At 34.0% G+C, this 16,203-nt stretch carries 15 protein-coding genes and 2 pseudogenes; 13 read left to right on the top strand and 4 right to left on the bottom strand.

All coding sequences use genetic code 11. The features are described from left to right. On the bottom strand, positions 1–245 hold a 245-nt coding region (locus A9G43_RS05820; RefSeq protein WP_065607405.1), incomplete at its 3' end, for a transposase. A 75-nt stretch (positions 246–320) separates the two neighbouring features. Then, positions 321–899 (bottom strand): annotated as a pseudogene (locus tag A9G43_RS05815) (ATP-dependent helicase); the annotation flags it as partial. Positions 900–1,482: 583 nt separating this feature from the next. Between A9G43_RS05815 and prfA the strand changes: the two are divergent. The 5 genes from prfA (at position 1,483) to A9G43_RS05790 (ending at position 9,173) form a co-directional block, all read left to right on the top strand. Further along, positions 1,483–2,568, top strand: coding sequence for a peptide chain release factor 1 (gene prfA, locus A9G43_RS05810; protein WP_065607402.1), 1,086 nt, complete (start codon positions 1,483–1,485; stop codon positions 2,566–2,568). Next, the gene (prmC, locus tag A9G43_RS05805) at positions 2,565–3,401 is read left to right on the top strand and encodes a peptide chain release factor N(5)-glutamine methyltransferase (protein ID WP_065607400.1); all 837 of its coding nucleotides are present in this window, start codon (positions 2,565–2,567) and stop codon (positions 3,399–3,401) included. The genes prfA and prmC overlap by 4 nt, the downstream gene beginning before the upstream one ends. Before the next feature lie 16 nt (positions 3,402–3,417). After that, positions 3,418–4,272, top strand: coding sequence for a 3-deoxy-8-phosphooctulonate synthase (gene kdsA, locus A9G43_RS05800; protein WP_065560258.1), 855 nt, complete (start codon positions 3,418–3,420; stop codon positions 4,270–4,272). Between the two features lie 875 nt (positions 4,273–5,147). Continuing rightward, positions 5,148–6,485 carry an OprD family outer membrane porin gene (locus tag A9G43_RS05795; RefSeq protein WP_442903314.1) on the top strand — a complete coding sequence of 446 codons (1,338 nt, stop codon included), beginning with the start codon at positions 5,148–5,150 and terminating at the stop codon, positions 6,483–6,485. A gap of 9 nt (positions 6,486–6,494) precedes the next feature. Further along, positions 6,495–9,173, top strand: coding sequence for a beta-N-acetylhexosaminidase (locus A9G43_RS05790; RefSeq protein ID WP_065607398.1), 2,679 nt, complete (start codon positions 6,495–6,497; stop codon positions 9,171–9,173). A 71-nt stretch (positions 9,174–9,244) separates the two neighbouring features. Here A9G43_RS05790 and rraB read toward each other — a convergent pair whose 3' ends face one another. Further along, a complete protein-coding gene (gene rraB, locus A9G43_RS05785; protein WP_065607396.1) occupies positions 9,245–9,640 on the bottom strand; it encodes a ribonuclease E inhibitor RraB in 396 nt (131 codons plus the stop codon). A gap of 70 nt (positions 9,641–9,710) precedes the next feature. Between rraB and rnm the strand changes: the two genes are divergently transcribed. The 5 genes from rnm (at position 9,711) to A9G43_RS05760 (ending at position 14,015) form a co-directional block, all read left to right on the top strand. Then, positions 9,711–10,544 carry an RNase RNM gene (gene rnm / locus A9G43_RS05780; RefSeq protein ID WP_218058623.1) on the top strand — a complete coding sequence of 278 codons (834 nt, stop codon included), beginning with the start codon at positions 9,711–9,713 and terminating at the stop codon, positions 10,542–10,544. A gap of 109 nt (positions 10,545–10,653) precedes the next feature. Continuing rightward, positions 10,654–11,274 (top strand): L-threonylcarbamoyladenylate synthase, encoded by a 621-nt coding sequence (locus tag A9G43_RS05775; RefSeq protein WP_065560248.1) that lies wholly within the window; start codon positions 10,654–10,656, stop codon positions 11,272–11,274. Positions 11,275–11,354: 80 nt separating this feature from the next. Then, complete coding sequence (gene rluB / locus A9G43_RS05770) at positions 11,355–12,365, top strand: 23S rRNA pseudouridine(2605) synthase RluB (RefSeq protein WP_081298045.1); 1,011 nt, start codon at positions 11,355–11,357, stop codon at positions 12,363–12,365. 261 nt (positions 12,366–12,626) lie between these two features. Then, positions 12,627–13,172, top strand: coding sequence for a hypothetical protein (locus tag A9G43_RS05765; protein WP_141674036.1), 546 nt, complete (start codon positions 12,627–12,629; stop codon positions 13,170–13,172). Between the two features lie 582 nt (positions 13,173–13,754). Then, a complete protein-coding gene (locus A9G43_RS05760; protein WP_065607390.1) occupies positions 13,755–14,015 on the top strand; it encodes a hypothetical protein in 261 nt (86 codons plus the stop codon). A 170-nt stretch (positions 14,016–14,185) separates the two neighbouring features. Here A9G43_RS05760 and kptA read toward each other — a convergent pair. After that, positions 14,186–14,707 (bottom strand): annotated as a pseudogene (kptA, locus tag A9G43_RS05755) (RNA 2'-phosphotransferase); the annotation flags it as partial. 242 nt (positions 14,708–14,949) lie between these two features. Between kptA and A9G43_RS05750 the strand changes: the two are divergent. The 3 genes from A9G43_RS05750 to A9G43_RS05740 all read left to right on the top strand — a co-directional run. Beyond that, positions 14,950–15,447 (top strand): hypothetical protein, encoded by a 498-nt coding sequence (locus A9G43_RS05750; RefSeq protein WP_065607388.1) that lies wholly within the window; start codon positions 14,950–14,952, stop codon positions 15,445–15,447. Between the two features lie 196 nt (positions 15,448–15,643). Then, positions 15,644–15,946, top strand: coding sequence for a hypothetical protein (locus tag A9G43_RS05745; RefSeq protein WP_141674035.1), 303 nt, complete (start codon positions 15,644–15,646; stop codon positions 15,944–15,946). 68 nt (positions 15,947–16,014) lie between these two features. Beyond that, positions 16,015–16,203, top strand: a 189-nt coding sequence (locus A9G43_RS05740; protein WP_065607385.1) for a transposase, incomplete at its 3' end; no start/stop codon positions are given.

Below are 16,203 nucleotides of genomic sequence, written 5' to 3'. Positions count from 1 at the left end.
ATGATTTCTTCCTGAAGCTGGGATTTTAAGCTCAGTTCGGCAAACATCTGTTTAAGCTTACGGTTTTCAGCCTCCAGCTCCTTTAAGCGTTTGATATCCGAAGTTTCCATTCCGCCGTATTTTTCCCGCCATTTATAGAAAGTTGAATTACCCATGCCATATTTACGACAGAGTTCTTTAACCGGAATACCCGCTTCAGCTTCTTTTAAAATAGCGACGATTTGATGTTCAGTCATTTTTTTCATGTTTAAATCCTCTTTACTTTTATCATAGAGAATTTTCTACTTTTTTGCTGTATTATTTTAGGGGAGAGTTACAGCAATATTGTCGATAACAACATTTGTTACATCCTGAAGTTTATTTTTATCTTGCCAAAGTTCATTAAAAATGGAAAGAAATTTAATTGAATCAGGGGAAGAAATTTTTTGTACTATATTGTAAGCATTGTTTCCTCGTTCACAACCTAGATCAATAGTTGTAAATCCATTGATTGGTATATAAGCATTATCATCTAACTGTATAAATCCAGCCATATTTTCATTAGTGATGTTGGATTTAAATGTAACCTTTTGTCTAATCCAATCAGCGCACTCTTTAGCAATCGCTTTTTGTGTTAATTCATTGCGAAGTTTAATTTCAAATTCGGTACCATAAAGGCTACGTTCTCGATTAAGGCGTGGTATGTAGAATTCTCTTTGTGCTTTTGGGGTTTGCTCGGTTATAAATGTTGGCGAAGTAAAGATGAAACGGAGTTCATCTATATTTTTCAACTCTTTTTTGAGTTTTTCAAAAGCAAAAAATGAAAAGCATGCGGCAACGATTGCTAATTTACTCCCTTGCTTTATTTCGCCTGATAGATCTTCTTGGAGCGTTTTCGTTATGTTATCTATGATTCCCATTGTTTTATTTTCTCTGCGATATTATCTGTACTAATGCTAACTTCCCTTATTTTAAATTAGCTTCTACAAAAAAGTATTGTCATTGGTGATTAACTACAGCGCAATTTATTGTGATATTTTTATTATTGTAAAAATGTAAATTATTGTCTAGAAATGTTTTTATCTATTTTTTGCTAAAAAGTATGGTTGTTGATAGTGGCTAAAAATTGGAAAAAATTTACTGATATAAATAAAAATCATAAGCGAATATCTCATGGTCAAAAAAAGTTAGTGTTAAGTTTAAATAATAATTAATTATCTTTTAACTCTTTCTAAAAAATACATTCACAAGTAGAAAATTTTTTATGATCAAAATAGAATTTAAATATGAAAAAACGATAGTGCAACAAATAACCTAATATTAAGTTTCTAATATATTGGCTATTTACATATAATATTTCATTTATTCAATCGATTTGCTATATATTGTTGATGTAATGATGCGATATAAGCCCGATAACTAGCTCAAACTGTATTTTAAAAGTGATTAAGTATATAATGCCCCACAAATTTAATTAATTTATATCATCTAAAATATATTTCTATGAAATCTTCAATTATCAACAAATTAGAAATGCTACAAGAGCGTTATGAAGAAGTTCAAGCATTATTGTCTGATGCTTCGGTTATTGCGGATCAAAATCGCTTTCGCACTTTGTCTAAAGAATATTCGCAATTAACAGGGGTGGTTAAGTGCTTTTCTGATTGGAAGCAAACACAAGAGGATATTGAGACAGCTAAAATGATGCTATCTGATCCTGAAATGAGTGAAATGGCACAAGAGGAGTTAAACGAAGCATTAAGTCGAGTTGAAGAACAAGAAAAGCAACTACAAGTTTTACTATTACCTAAAGATCCTAATGATGATTATAATTGTTTTGTCGAAGTTAGAGCAGGAACTGGTGGTGATGAAGCGGCTATTTTTGCTGGCGACTTAGCTCGAATGTATACAAGATTTGCCGAATCACAAAATTGGCGTGTTGAGATTATGAGTGCAAATGATGGTGAACATGGTGGCTATAAAGAAGTTATTATGTTAGTTAGTGGGGATGGTGTTTATGGTAATTTAAAATTTGAATCAGGTGGACACCGAGTCCAACGTGTACCGGAAACAGAATCTCAAGGTCGTATTCATACATCTGCTTGTACCGTTGCTGTTTTACCGGAAGTCCCTGAAGCAGAAATGCCTGAAATCAACCCAGCTGATTTAAAAATTGATACCTATCGTTCATCTGGCGCAGGTGGTCAGCATGTTAATACAACAGATTCTGCTATTCGTATTACCCATATTCCTACAGGCATCGTTGTTGAATGTCAAGATGAGCGATCGCAACATAAAAACAGAGCCAAAGCAATGTCAGTTTTAGCTGCAAGAATTCAAGATGCGGAACTACGTAAGCGCCAACAAGAAGAGGCTTCAACACGTCGAAATCTATTAGGTTCAGGCGATCGTTCAGATAGAATCAGAACATATAATTATCCACAAGGTCGAGTAACCGATCATCGAATTAATTTAACGCTTTACCGTTTAGATGAAGTCATGGAAGGAAAATTAGAGATGCTAATCGATCCGATTGTGCAGGAATATCAGGCTGATCAACTAGCAGCTTTATCGGAACAAGATGAATGACATACTTACAATGGCTTAAAAGTGCCTCTCAAACCTTAACAGATAGTGAAAGCCCAAAGCGAGATGCTGAAATTTTACTGAGTTTTGTTACGCAAAAAACGCGGACATTTTTAATGGCGTTCAGTGAAACATTGCTAACTGATGATGAATTGATTGCTTTATCTGAATGTTTAGAACGCAGGAAAAATGGTGAGCCTATCGCTTATATAACTGGCGAAAAAGAGTTTTGGTCTTTAAAGTTTAATGTTTCTAACGCCACTTTAATACCTAGACCGGATACCGAAAAATTAGTTGAATTAGGTTTAGAGTATCTTCCTAGAGTTCCTTGTGAAGTATTGGATCTTGGCACGGGAACAGGCGCGATAGTTATTGCAATGGCAACCGAACGTCAAGACTGTTTATTTACCGCAATTGAAAAAAATAAAGATGCCCTAATCTTAGCTCAAAAAAATGCTGCCCAAATTGGGGTCAACAATGTTTATTTTTTACAAGGTGATTGGTACAAGCCAATAAAGAATAGAAAGTTTTCAATGATTGTCAGTAATCCTCCTTATGTTGAGCCAACAGACATCCACTTATCCCAAGGCGATGTACGCTACGAACCAAGAAGCGCATTAGTTTCTGAAGATGATGGTTTAGCTGATATTAAACTAATTGTACAAGGTGCAACTAAGCACTTAAACCAATATGGGTGGTTACTAATAGAACATGGTTGGAAACAAGGCGAGGCAGTGCAAACTGTTTTTAAACAACAAGGATTTCAATTAGTAGAAACCTTCACCGACTACAGTGGTAATGATAGGGTCACCCTTGGTCGCTGGTTTAAACCTTAACTAGGAAAATTTTATGATGCAGCAAAAAAAAGTAAACATTGGTGACATTACTGTCGCTAATGATCTACCCTTTGTACTATTTGGTGGTATGAATGTGCTTGAATCTCGTGATTTAGCGATGAAAATCTGTGAACATTATGTCACCGTTACCAATAAACTAAATATTCCTTATATTTTTAAAGCTTCTTTTGATAAAGCAAATCGCTCATCAATTCATTCCTATCGTGGACCAGGATTAGAAGAAGGGCTAAAAATATTCCAAGAGCTTAAACAACAATTTGGCGTTAAAATTATTACTGATGTACATACTGAAGCACAATGTCAACCCGTTGCTGATGTGGTTGATGTAATTCAATTACCTGCCTTTTTAGCAAGACAAACTGATTTAGTTGTTGCAATGGCTAAAACAGGCGCAGTAATTAATGTCAAAAAACCACAATTCGTTAGTCCAGGGCAGATGGGCAATATTGTTGAAAAATTTGAAGAGGCTGGTAACAATCAAATCATCCTTTGTGATCGTGGTAGCTGTTTTGGTTATGACAACTTAGTGGTTGATATGCTTGGTTTTAACATTATGAAAAAAGCAAGCAAAGGGTCACCAGTTATTTTTGATGTTACTCACGCTCTTCAATGCCGTGATCCTATGGGAGCAGCATCAGGTGGACGTCGTGGCCAAGTAACTGAACTTGCACGCTCGGGCATGGCTGTTGGTATTGCTGGGTTATTTTTAGAATCCCACCCAGATCCAAGTCATGCAAAATGTGATGGACCGTCAGCATTACCACTAGCAAAATTGGAACCTTTCTTAAAACAGATGAAAGCCATTGATGAACTAGTAAAAAGTTTTGATGAAATTGATACTGAACACTAAGAGTTTAATTATTTAGCTACAATTAAAAAAACGTTATTTATTATAAAGTAAACGGTATTTTTAGCATATTAATAAAAAAGAGAAACCAAATATGATTTCTCTTTTTTATTTGGTTATGTGGTCATTTTACGTCATTAATCTTTAGAAATTACTTACTTTTTAATCTTCAATTTTTCAACCACGGTAATAAATATACATAAAAAATGCCATACCCTAAATCATAGGTAGCGTGTTGATATTATAAATAAAATTGGTGATAGACTAAATATTGACACCAAACGTTCATCTAGAACATATTCATTAACATCTTCTAAAATCGTCATAACACATTAAATAATGTGACTTTAATGATTAATACTAACGTAATTTTGTACGTGGGTTGTCCATTTACAATGGGATATTTATACAAAGGTTTTTATTTTAAGTTATATTTTTGTAAAAAATATTCAGGATTCTATACCGTCATAAGTTTAAAAAATTCTAAAAAAGTCCGTTATATTATTTTTTTTAATAAAAAAAGTTGTGACTTTTATCTAAAAATTAGCATAAAAATCGATCTTTTTAGTGATTATGATCACGATTTAGAGTGTTTAATTTGCTAGATAAAATATGTTTATGCATTATAAAAATACATATTTACCTCATATCTGAATTTAAATATGTTCCTAAATAAAGCTTAGTTTTCAAATATTTAAAATAAAAGTTACTTTGAAGTTCAATTTATTAATAATAATCATATGTTAATAAGTTTTACTGTAAGTTAAATAGCATAATTTCATTATTTTAGGAAAATAAATATGAATATTTATAATGCAAAAATGATACCTAACCGATTAAATCTTTTAACTAAACTTATTTTTTCTTTTTCTGTTTTAATGGGGGTAACTCCAGTTGATGCCGTCTATGAAAATCATTTTTTCGATGATGCTTCATTAACTGGTAACATCTTTTTCTGGAATCGTGATCGTGACCGTAAAGATATAGAAACCAATAAATATAAAAGCAATATTAGACAATCAACATTTAATAGTAATTTGGATTATCGTTCTGGCTATATTGCAGATAGATTTGCTATTGAACTTGGTGGTTATGGCGCTTGGGAAGTCAGTAATGGCGGTAATGGACACCCAAATGAAATAGGATTTAGTGGTGCACATACCCGCTGGGATGAGGATTGGAAGAAAGATGTTAGTGGACTTAGTTTTTATAAAGCACAAGCAAATTTTAAAATTGACGAATTATTTTGGGTAAAAGCAGGTTATATTCAACCCTCAGGTCAAACGTTACTTGCACCACACTGGAGTTTATTACCAGGTACTTATCGAGGTTTTGAGGTAGGGTCAACTCTTGATTTTGATAGCGCTGGAGCATTGTCGATGTCATATATGTGGAGTGATAAATATAAAGCACCTTGGTATAAACGGCTTTATGAATTTAAACAGTGGGTAAAAGGTAAAAAAATTAATTATTTACATTCTGCCGGTTTGAAGTATGACTTTAAAAATGACTTAGTATTAGAAAGTGCATTTGGACAAGCACAAAATTATATGAACCAATTTTTTGGTAAAGTATCTTATAAAATGGAAGTGTTTGATAATCCTATGATTATGAGCTACCAATTTTATGGCGCTAAAGATCAATCGCATAAAGGTACAGATGTATATGATGGCTTGGCGTGGTTGCAAGCAGCAACATTAGGCTATCAAGTTGGTGCTATCGGTCTACGATTTGAAAGCGTTTCGGTTAAAGCTGATGGAGAACAGGGATTCTTTTTACAGCGTATGACACCTGATTATGCTTCATCAAATGGTCGTTTAGATATATGGTGGAATTCTCGCTCAGACTTCAATGCCAATGGTGAAAAAGCAGTGTTTGCTGAAGTGACTTATGATTTAAGTTACCTATCTCATTATTTAGCGGGTTGGAAAACAGGTGCGTCTTATGCCTATGGTTGGGATGCAAAACCTAGCACTAATCGTCAATACAATCAAAAACAGCGTTTGATTGAATCTGCATATAACTTTGATTTAGGTTATACCGTGCAAGAAAGTTGGGCAAAAGATACAACCTTCCAATTGCACTATACCAAATATAATAACCATTCAAATATACCGAGCTGGGGTGGTGGATACGGTAATATCTTCCAAGATGAACGGGACATTAAATTTATTGTTACAATTCCATTCACTGTTTTTAGTGCTAAACAAAAATAGGTAAAAAAGATGAAAAAGATTAAGGCAACGATATTAGCAACTTCAATCCTTTCTTTGTTAAATATATGTGCGATTCAATCAGTGCATGCTTCTCAACAAATTGCTAATTTGATTAGTTCTCAACTTAATGTTAAATATGAAGTTGTCGACAATCAAGCAAACGCAAATGGCGTTAACTGTTCAACTTTAGGTGCTGATTGGGCTTCTTGTAATAACGTCATGATTTCACTTAAAAATACTGGAACAGCCATTAATAATAAAGATTGGGCTATCTATTTTGATAATATCAGAATGATTCTAGCTGTAGACAATGATCAGTTTAAAATCACCCATATTACAGGTGATTTACATAAGCTCGAGCCAACAGAAAAGTTCACTGGTTTTCCTGCCAATACAACGGTGAATATTCCAATTATTGGGGAATATTGGATGCTTAGTGAAAGTGATGTTATGCCACGTTGGTATGTAACTTCCAGTGATGCTAAACCCAAAATTATTGCTAACACTAACACTGATTCTGACAATTTATCGGCATTTGTTGCACCAATAAAACAACAATGGAAAAGAACGGCTGATGATCACAATATTTTAATGACGCCTGCTAACCGTTTTGAATATAACGCCGATATTAATAAATTATCTGAATCATCGTTACGAGGGCAAATTTTACCGACACCAAGCAAACTTACAATAGGTAAAGAGGATGTTATAATTGATCAGCAAGGAGTTAATTTGATCCTTAATGGTTTAAATCAAGAAAGTTTAGCTATTTTAAAAGCACAATTTAAAGCATTAAACATTGCAGTAACAGGAAAAGGTTATCAAATAAAAGCAACCGTTGATCCTAAACAATTTAAGCAAGAAAAATTTGGCGCTTATCAATTAGATATCAAAAAGGATAAGACATTAATCACCGCTTATGATGAAGCAGGGATTTTTTATGCCATTCAATCCGTTTTATCTATCATTCCCGTAAATCATTCAAATTCAATACCAATGCTAAATGCAGTCGATTCGCCACGTTTTACATATCGAGGGATTATGCTTGATATTGGGCGTAATTTTAAATCTAAACAAGCCATATTAAGTTTATTAGATCAAATGGCAAAATATAAAATGAATAAATTCCATTTTCACTTAAGTGACGATGAAGGTTGGCGAATTCAAATTCCTGGATTACCTGAGCTAACTGATATCGGTAGTAAACGCTGTCACGACCTCACGGAGCAAAATTGTTTATTACCACAATTAGGTTCGGGACCTGATAGTAATACAAGTGGATCAGGATTTTTAAGTCGTAATGATTACATTGAAATTGTCAAATATGCAAAAGCACGCTTTATCGAGGTTATTCCTGAAATCGATATGCCTGCACATGCCAGAGCCGCAATAGTATCAATGGAAGCACGTTATAAACGCCTAATGAATGAAGGAAAAGAGCAACAAGCTAATGAGTATCGTTTAGTTGATCCAACCGATACATCCAATACCACAACGGTACAATTTTATAATCGCTTAAGCTATTTGAATCCTTGTCTTGATTCATCTAAACGCTTTGTTAATAAAGTTATCGATGAAATCGCAAAAATGCATATTGAAGCAGGGCAACCGCTTAATACTTGGCATTTTGGTGGTGATGAAGCTAAAAATATCCGTTTAGGTGCAGGTTATCAAGATCTGCAAGCAAAAGAAAAAACTAATATTAAAGGTACTATTGATCAAAGTATTGAAGATCATCCATGGGCTAAATCACAAGCTTGTCAAACTTTTGTGAGAAAAGGCGAAGTGAAAGATATTGAGCATCTACCAAGTTATTTTGCACAACAAGTCAGTACCATTATTAAAGAGCATGGTATCAATCATATGCAAGCGTGGCAAGATGGCATGAAACATGCCGAAAATGCCAAATCATTTGCAGTCGATAAAGTTACAGTTAACTTTTGGGACACATTATATTGGGGGGGATTTGATTCAGTTAATGAATGGACAAATAAAGGTTATCAAGTGATTATCTCTAATCCAGACTATGTTTATTTAGATATGCCATATGAAGTGAATCCAAAAGAAAGTGGTTACTATTGGGCAACACGTTTTAGTGATGAACGTAAAATATTTAGTTTTGCGCCCAATAATTTACCACAAAATGCTGAAACTTCGGTTGACCGAGATGGTAATCCATTTACAGCTAAAGGTACTATGAACTGGTCAGGTGCTTATGGGCTATCAGCACAAATTTGGACTGAAGATATCCGTAGTAATAACAAAATGCAATATATGGCTTTTCCTCGTTTACTAGCGGTTGCTGAAAGGGCTTGGCATCAAGCTGATTGGGAAATGGCTTATCAAAAAGATCGCCAATATCAGCAAGGTGAAACACATTATGTAGATAGCAAAGCGTTACATGATGATTGGAATCGCTTTGCTAATTTACTTGGACAAAGAGAGTTAGCTAAACTTGATCTTGCGGGTATAAATTATAGATTACCTATTCCTGGTGCAAAAATTGTAAATGGTAAATTAAACGCCAATATTGTATTTCCGGGATTAAACATTGAATATTCAACGAATAATGGAAAAAATTGGAAACTTTATACTGCTCCAGTGGCAATTAATAAAGATGACACTATCTCTATTCGTAGTATTTCATCAGATCAAAAAAGAACAAGTCGTATAGAAAAGCTAAATTAAGCTTTAAAGCACTAATATTCTTATCCGTTTATCGGATAAGAATAAAGCCTAAGAAAGGGAGTTGATGATATTTAATGAAGTGTCTCCATAAGCTCAGCTTCATCAAAATCGTTATCATTCCCATCTTCAAAATAAGTACCCCAACCATCATATGTGACGCCAAATTGGGTAGTAAGTGCGATGATTTCTGCAATTTGTGCATTTATTAGTTCGGCATTGAGTGGGCTTTCAGTAACAATATCAAAAGCGATAACAACATTGCCTGCATCGTCAATATCTTCATCGGGATCGGTTGCTTCATAGCCTAATTTATAGGCTTCTACTGCCACTTTTTCTAATTTATCAAAATTTTGTGATGAAATGTGATGCTCAATGATATAAAGTGCATGAGGATCGCTACCATCTTCTAATAGTTCCTCAATAATTGTGCTAGTATCTTGTTGAGCAAGGCGAATTTGATCTTTCATAATATACCTTTTAGTGGTCATGCAAATTGTGTGGTATATTACACGTTTCAAAATAATTTTCGAGAAAAAAATGATCGTTGATTTACATTCACATACTACGGCATCGGATGGTCTCTTAACACCTAGCGAACTTGTCAAAAGAGCTGTAGATAACCAAATTGCTATTTTGGCTATTACCGATCATGACACCGTTAAAGGTTTACCTGAAGCTCAAAAAACGATTGCTAACGAAAATTTACCTATTAAATTAGCTTGTGGTGTTGAAATATCAACTTCTTGGAAAAACAACGAAATCCATATTGTTGGGTTAAATATTGATATTGCACATCCTGAGTTAACGACACTGCTATCATCACAAGAACAAGGAAGAATCGATCGAGCGTTGGCTATAAGCCATAAATTAGCTAAAGTTAGTATTGCAAACGCTTATCAACAAGCACAACAATTTGCAAAAGGAGACATTGTTTCGCGTGCTCATTTTGCAAGATTTTTAGTTGCTAACGGCTATGTTAAAGACATTAAACGCGCCTTTAAAAGGTACTTAGGCAAAGGTGGTTATGCTTATGTACCTGCAACATGGTGTAGTATTTCAGATGCAGTTAATGCCATTCATGCGGCAAGAGGGCAAGCAGTACTTGCGCATCCAAGTCGCTATGATCTAACTTTAACTAAATTGAAATTATTAATAAGTGAGTTTAAATCTAGTGGTGGTGATGCAATTGAAGTTTCACAAAGTAGGCAAACGCAAGATGATTTACAAAAATTAGCTAAATTAGCCAATGAATTTGAACTATTGGCATCACAAGGATCGGATTTTCATGGTGTTGACACCTATTTAGATTTAGGGAAAACAACCCCACTACCCGGTAGTGTTACACCAATTTGGCATAATTGGAAACTCTAAATAAATCTGGATTAAAATCGATTTATATTCGTGCTTCACTATAAGGTTAACGATATAAAATTTAATAATGCAAATCAGATTAACAATAATATTGATATAGAAGAAAATTATGAGTCAAACTTTTTATATTCATCCAGATAATCCGCAAACTCGATTATTAAATCAAGTTGTCAACATATTAAATGATGGTGGTGTTATAGCTTTTCCGACCGATTCAGGATATTCACTGGGTTGTTTACTAGACAATAAATCGGGTGTTGATCGAATTTGTCAAATTCGTCAACTCGATAAAAATCACAATTTTACCTTGATGTGCCGTGATCTTTCTGAACTATCTAGTTATGCTTTTGTAGATAACACAACTTTTCGGTTACTAAAAAATAATACCCCGGGTAAATATGTTTTTATTTTACAGGCAAGTAAAGAAGTACCCCGTCGATTGATGAATGAAAAACGCAAAACAATTGGACTAAGAATTCCTGATAATAAAATTGATTTAGCGTTGCTCGAATTATTAGGGCAGCCATTAATGACTGCGACATTAATTTTACCTAATGATGACCAAGCGCAATCCGATCCCGACGAAATAGAAGATAAAATAGGTTATCAGCTTGATGCGATTGTGCATGGTGGTTATATAGGTCAACAACCTACCAGCGTAATTGACTTGACTAATGACTATCCAACAGTTATTCGCAAAGGAAGTGGAGACACTAAGCCATTCGAATAAATGTCCATTTTTTATTGTCAATATATCGACAATATAGCTAATAGAAAATTGATACCTGAGAAGGTAACAGCGAGGATTTTATGAAAAATAGCAAATCAGCATTCCCACAACTTGGCAAAAAGACAAATAGCGTTAAAGCAAAGGAAAAGCAACTCTACAAAAAACCAAAAACCTCAAGAGTACCAGCTATTACACGCAAAACATCGGTACATGATAATACTGAAAAACTCCAAAAAGTATTAGCTAATTTAGGTAATGGATCACGCCGAGAGATTGAAGCCATGATTGTGGCAGGTAAAATCAGTGTAGATGGAAAAATTGCCACATTAGGCGATCGGGTTGATGTTAATGCCAATCCGAAAATTCGTATCAATGGTCATTTAGTTCAGCTAAGAAGTAAAGAAAAAGAAGTTTGCCGAGTACTAGCTTATTATAAACCAGAAGGTGAAATTTGTTCACGGAATGATCCTCAAGGACGTGCGACGGTTTTTGAGCGTTTACCTAGATTAAAAAATGCTCGTTGGGTGAACATTGGCAGACTTGATATCAATACATCGGGCTTATTATTATTCACAACTGATGGTGAATTAGCTAATCGATTAATGCATCCACGGCACGAGATTGAGCGTGAATATGCAGTGCGAGTATTTGGTAATGTGACTGATCAACAAATTAACCAACTTCGTAAAGGGGTGCAACTAGAAGATGGCCCAGCCTCATTTCAATCAATTAAAGCACAAGGTGGTGATGGAATTAACCAATGGTTTAATGTAGTTATAACAGAAGGCCGTAATCGGGAAGTTCGTAGAATGTGGGAAGCTATTGATGTGCAAGTTAGTCGATTGCTACGCATTCGCTATGGCAATATCACTTTACCCAAAGGATTATCACGCGGTACATGGCTTGAGTTAGATATTGAATCAGTCAATTACCTGCGCCAAATCGTAGGTATGCAACAGCAAGAAAAAAGCTTTGTCAAAACCTCATCCGACAAACGGTTGCAGCGCCCTAAACGAGCTAAACTAGTCAATTTATCAAAAGCCCAACGTTCACCGCGTCAAGCAACAGCAAAAAAAACAACCAGAAAATAGTTTTTTATACTCTCAATAAGCTTTATTGAGAGTTTTCAAAATATTATCTAACTCTCTATTATTGTCATTATCATCTATTGATTTTAATCTATTAATTTCGATTTAATTGTTGTTTAGCAAAAAAAGTTAATACATTATTTAAAAATTTTTATAAGCTAATCAGCAACAAATACGGACTAATTTAATTAGTTACAATTAATAAAATAGTTTTATTTGCAATGAATTGGTAATTTAGTTAAAACCTACTAGAAAGGAAATATTATGAGGATAGCCATAACAATGTTATTTATTTTTCTTTTAACAGCTTGCCATGTTCGTACCGCTGAACAGGCTTATAAAGAAGGAAAATATTTAGAAAGTATAAGTTTATTAACACGTAGTATTGAAGAAAAAGGTGAAGCAAAATTTGATAAAGATAAAGCTGAAAAATTAATCACGATGGTCAGTAATATTATGGCTCATTACGAAACTAATTTAGCTAACACACCAAGCAACGATTACAAAAATCGTATTGATATTTATCAATGCCTACTTAAAATGAAAATGATGTTAAGAGATCGTTTTTATAGCCAAACGGTCAGTTTTTTCAATGATAAATACGATATCACAAAGCTAGAACAAACCATTGCTAAACAATATTATGATTATGGTAACTCTATAGCAGGCAAAGATAGCCAAAGCTATCAACAAAAAGCAGAATTATACCAAAAAGGTTTAGAACTATATAATTACAAAAATATTGAAGCGTTATACAAAAATGCTAACACCAAATATATGCACCTTGCTGCTAAAGAGTATTATGAATAAGGAAAAATATTAGAAAAGCAAGGTGACTATAAAGCAGCATCAGACGCATTTAATAATGCCTCGGCTGTATATAAACCGCTTGGCAAGTACAAAGATAGCGACAAACTTTCTATTGATAATGATAGAAAATATTCTCAACAACAAGCCGAAATCGCTTACGATCAAGCTCAACAACTAGCAAAAACAGCAATTCATCGTTATCAATTCCGAGAAGTAGCTCAATACTATGCATCAGCAGTTTCAGCTTATCGACAATATGGATATTTTCGTGATGCAACTTCACAAGCAGAAAAGTACAAGAAAAAAGGCAAAATAAAAATTTATTATAATTCTTCAGAATTAAAATCTTATGTACTAGATATATTAAGTAAAGACTTTATAGAATTTATTATTTATGAACCTAGTCAAGCGGATGTCACAATCCGTGTCAAAACAAATGTTGAATTTTCTGATCTGGGGCAATCGGTTAACAATGAAACTAAAACCGAAAAAGTATTTGATAAATATGTTGAAATTACTGACGAAAACGGCAATAAAAATCAAATCAAGACCTATAAAGATCAACCATTTAATTTACAAACGGTGACTCACAGCAATAAACTTACCTTAACGACTGAAATTGAAGCTCATGGCATCTATAGTTACAGTAAATCATTTAATATTGTTAAAACATCTGCAAAGCATGATTATATCTATTCTGGCAATGTACCAGCAAATTTGCGTAATTACAGCGAAGGAACATTACAAAGTAAAGATAGCTTACTTCAAGCGGCAAAAGAACAGCAATTAACAGAGTTAAAAGTATATCTAGAAGATATGGTTCGAGATCTTTCATATTTATAATTGCTATAAATGCCATAACTCAAACTTAATTGAATAAAAACGACTTACTCATTGATGCTCATTTTAGTAAATGAGTGTTCAATGAGTAAACTGAATGTTATCTTTTATTTATTTGCAGGTTTGCTTTAATTCGTTAAATATTAACAAGCTCAGTCTGGATTAAATCATATTTAGTCAAAGATTAAAAAAGTATTTGGGACAGTACCAGTTAGCCAAACACCGTTATCGGCTAAATAAAATTTGAAGCCTTGTTGATACATTAGTAATGATTTTACTTTTAATACAATTGGTTTACCGTGTCGTTTTCCTACGGTATTTGCGGTTTGTTCATCAATCGATAAATGAACATAATGGCGATCGCTGGCAATTAATCCTTTTTCTTTAATTGAATCAATAAAACGTGTTGCGGCGCCGTGATATAGAAATTTGGGGGGAACTTGTTCTATATGATTAATTTTTACTTGTTGTGTTGAGTGACCTTGCGCGGCTCGTATTTTTAAACCATCATCTGAAATAGTAAAACGCTTTTTATCACTTGTTTTGACAACTTCTTCTATCAATTCCCTAGTCATAGATTGGCCATGTTGATTAGCTTGTAAGATCAGTTTATTAATATCGACCCATCCCTCAATGTTTAAGGTTATACCAATGGCTTCTGGTTGATGTCTTAATACATAACTTAAAAACTTGCTTTTTTATCTAATTGTTTTTTCATGTTTTTTATCACCAAACGGTATAGACTCCTGAATATTTTTTACAAAATATAACCTAAAAATGAACAGTCGAATAAATAGCAATAGTGATGGCATAGCTTATAATCTATTTTGGGTTATTTACAAACCAACTATCTTATTTATAATTCCGTTTATCTGCATTTATATTTTATATAACAGAGCCCAAATTTATTTAACACAATTTAATTAAGGAGTGACTTATGCCATTTGTCAATGCCTATGTCTCGAACGAAGATGCCCAAAAATATGATTTAGATAATTTATGGAATAAGTACAATATCTGGCCTAATCATAAAATGCCAAACCTATTAAACAGTTTTGATGTTCATCAACACGCTTGGTGTGTGGATAAGGAACGAGGGTATTGGTTATTTAGTTGCGGTTATGTGCATAATTATGATAGTCCTTCCGGTATCCCTGAACCAACGAGTAAGGAGGTATTTATCCTGCATGTTGATGGCCAGAATATTGAATTTATTTTGGACTCTAGTGATTTGGATCCTAGTGAGTCAGTATCTAATGACCTATATCCGATACAATTTGCTTGGGAAATAGTGTCAATGAACCCCAGTAGTTTACCTACTTTGTCGAAGGCGGATTTACTAACCATTTTAAAAGAGGCGTTAACTGTCTATAAATGTAGCGGACTTAGAGACGTAGAAGCCAATAAGAAAGCATTTTTTAAATTTAATTTTTAGTATTTTGTAAGCTAACACTATAATCAATTATTATACTGGAGGAATAGACCAATATGGTGGGATTGACTAAAGAGGAAGCGGAAAAACGATTATTTAAGGTCAAGGATGCCGATGGATTACGTGATTTAATACAGCAATTAGATATAAATACCCATGGCAACACACCATTCTCTATTCTGGGATGTTAGATTCTGGCGTGCATACATCAGAAATTATCGACCAATTAAAAAATAACTCTACACTTCGCCTTATCGATAATACCGAGGCATCTAAATTTTTATCAGAAGCTTTGACAAAGAACTCACCTTTAAATCGCAAATTAAAGCAGATATTTGGTGCAGATAAATGGGGTGAGTTACCTAGCCAAGCATATGAATTCCTTTTTGGCTCAAACAGCAATGGCACCCGTCAACCTAATGGTGCATGGGATGCTATTTCTAAACGTTTTGTTGATGGTGCAGTGGGTGATGTTCGTGTACTTGGTGGATTTGGAATGTAACTCTCCCCTAAAATAATACAGCAAAAAAGTAGAAAATTCTCTATGATAAAAGTAAAGAGGATTTAAACATGAAAAAAATGACTGAACATCAAATCGTCGCTATTTTAAAAGAAGCTGAAGCGGGTATTCCGGTTAAAGAACTCTGTCGTAAATATGGCATGGGTAATTCAACTTTCTATAAATGGCGGGAAAAATACGGCGGAATGGAAACTTCGGATATCAAACGCTTAAAGGAGCTGGAGGCTGAAAACCGTAAG

This window comes from Gilliamella sp. Occ3-1, from assembly GCF_001690655.1.
Taxonomy (GTDB): Bacteria; Pseudomonadota; Gammaproteobacteria; order Enterobacterales; family Orbaceae; genus Gilliamella; species Gilliamella apicola_P.
This window is presented reverse-complemented; position numbering and strand designations above follow the sequence as displayed.

What these genes read in the sequence shown, in the direction of transcription:
- prfA (WP_065607402.1), top strand. Translation starts at nt 1,483, where the DNA reads ATGAAATCTTCAATTATCAACAAATTAGAAATGCTACAAGAGCGTTAT.
- prmC (WP_065607400.1), top strand. Translation starts at nt 2,565, where the DNA reads ATGACATACTTACAATGGCTTAAAAGTGCCTCTCAAACCTTAACAGAT.
- kdsA (WP_065560258.1), top strand. Translation starts at nt 3,418, where the DNA reads ATGCAGCAAAAAAAAGTAAACATTGGTGACATTACTGTCGCTAATGAT.
- A9G43_RS05795 (WP_442903314.1), top strand. Translation starts at nt 5,148, where the DNA reads ATGGGGGTAACTCCAGTTGATGCCGTCTATGAAAATCATTTTTTCGAT.
- A9G43_RS05790 (WP_065607398.1), top strand. Translation starts at nt 6,495, where the DNA reads ATGAAAAAGATTAAGGCAACGATATTAGCAACTTCAATCCTTTCTTTG.
- rraB (WP_065607396.1), bottom strand. Translation starts at nt 9,640, where the DNA reads ATGAAAGATCAAATTCGCCTTGCTCAACAAGATACTAGCACAATTATT.
- rnm (WP_218058623.1), top strand. Translation starts at nt 9,711, where the DNA reads ATGATCGTTGATTTACATTCACATACTACGGCATCGGATGGTCTCTTA.
- A9G43_RS05775 (WP_065560248.1), top strand. Translation starts at nt 10,654, where the DNA reads ATGAGTCAAACTTTTTATATTCATCCAGATAATCCGCAAACTCGATTA.
- rluB (WP_081298045.1), top strand. Translation starts at nt 11,355, where the DNA reads ATGAAAAATAGCAAATCAGCATTCCCACAACTTGGCAAAAAGACAAAT.
- A9G43_RS05765 (WP_141674036.1), top strand. Translation starts at nt 12,627, where the DNA reads ATGAGGATAGCCATAACAATGTTATTTATTTTTCTTTTAACAGCTTGC.
- A9G43_RS05750 (WP_065607388.1), top strand. Translation starts at nt 14,950, where the DNA reads ATGCCATTTGTCAATGCCTATGTCTCGAACGAAGATGCCCAAAAATAT.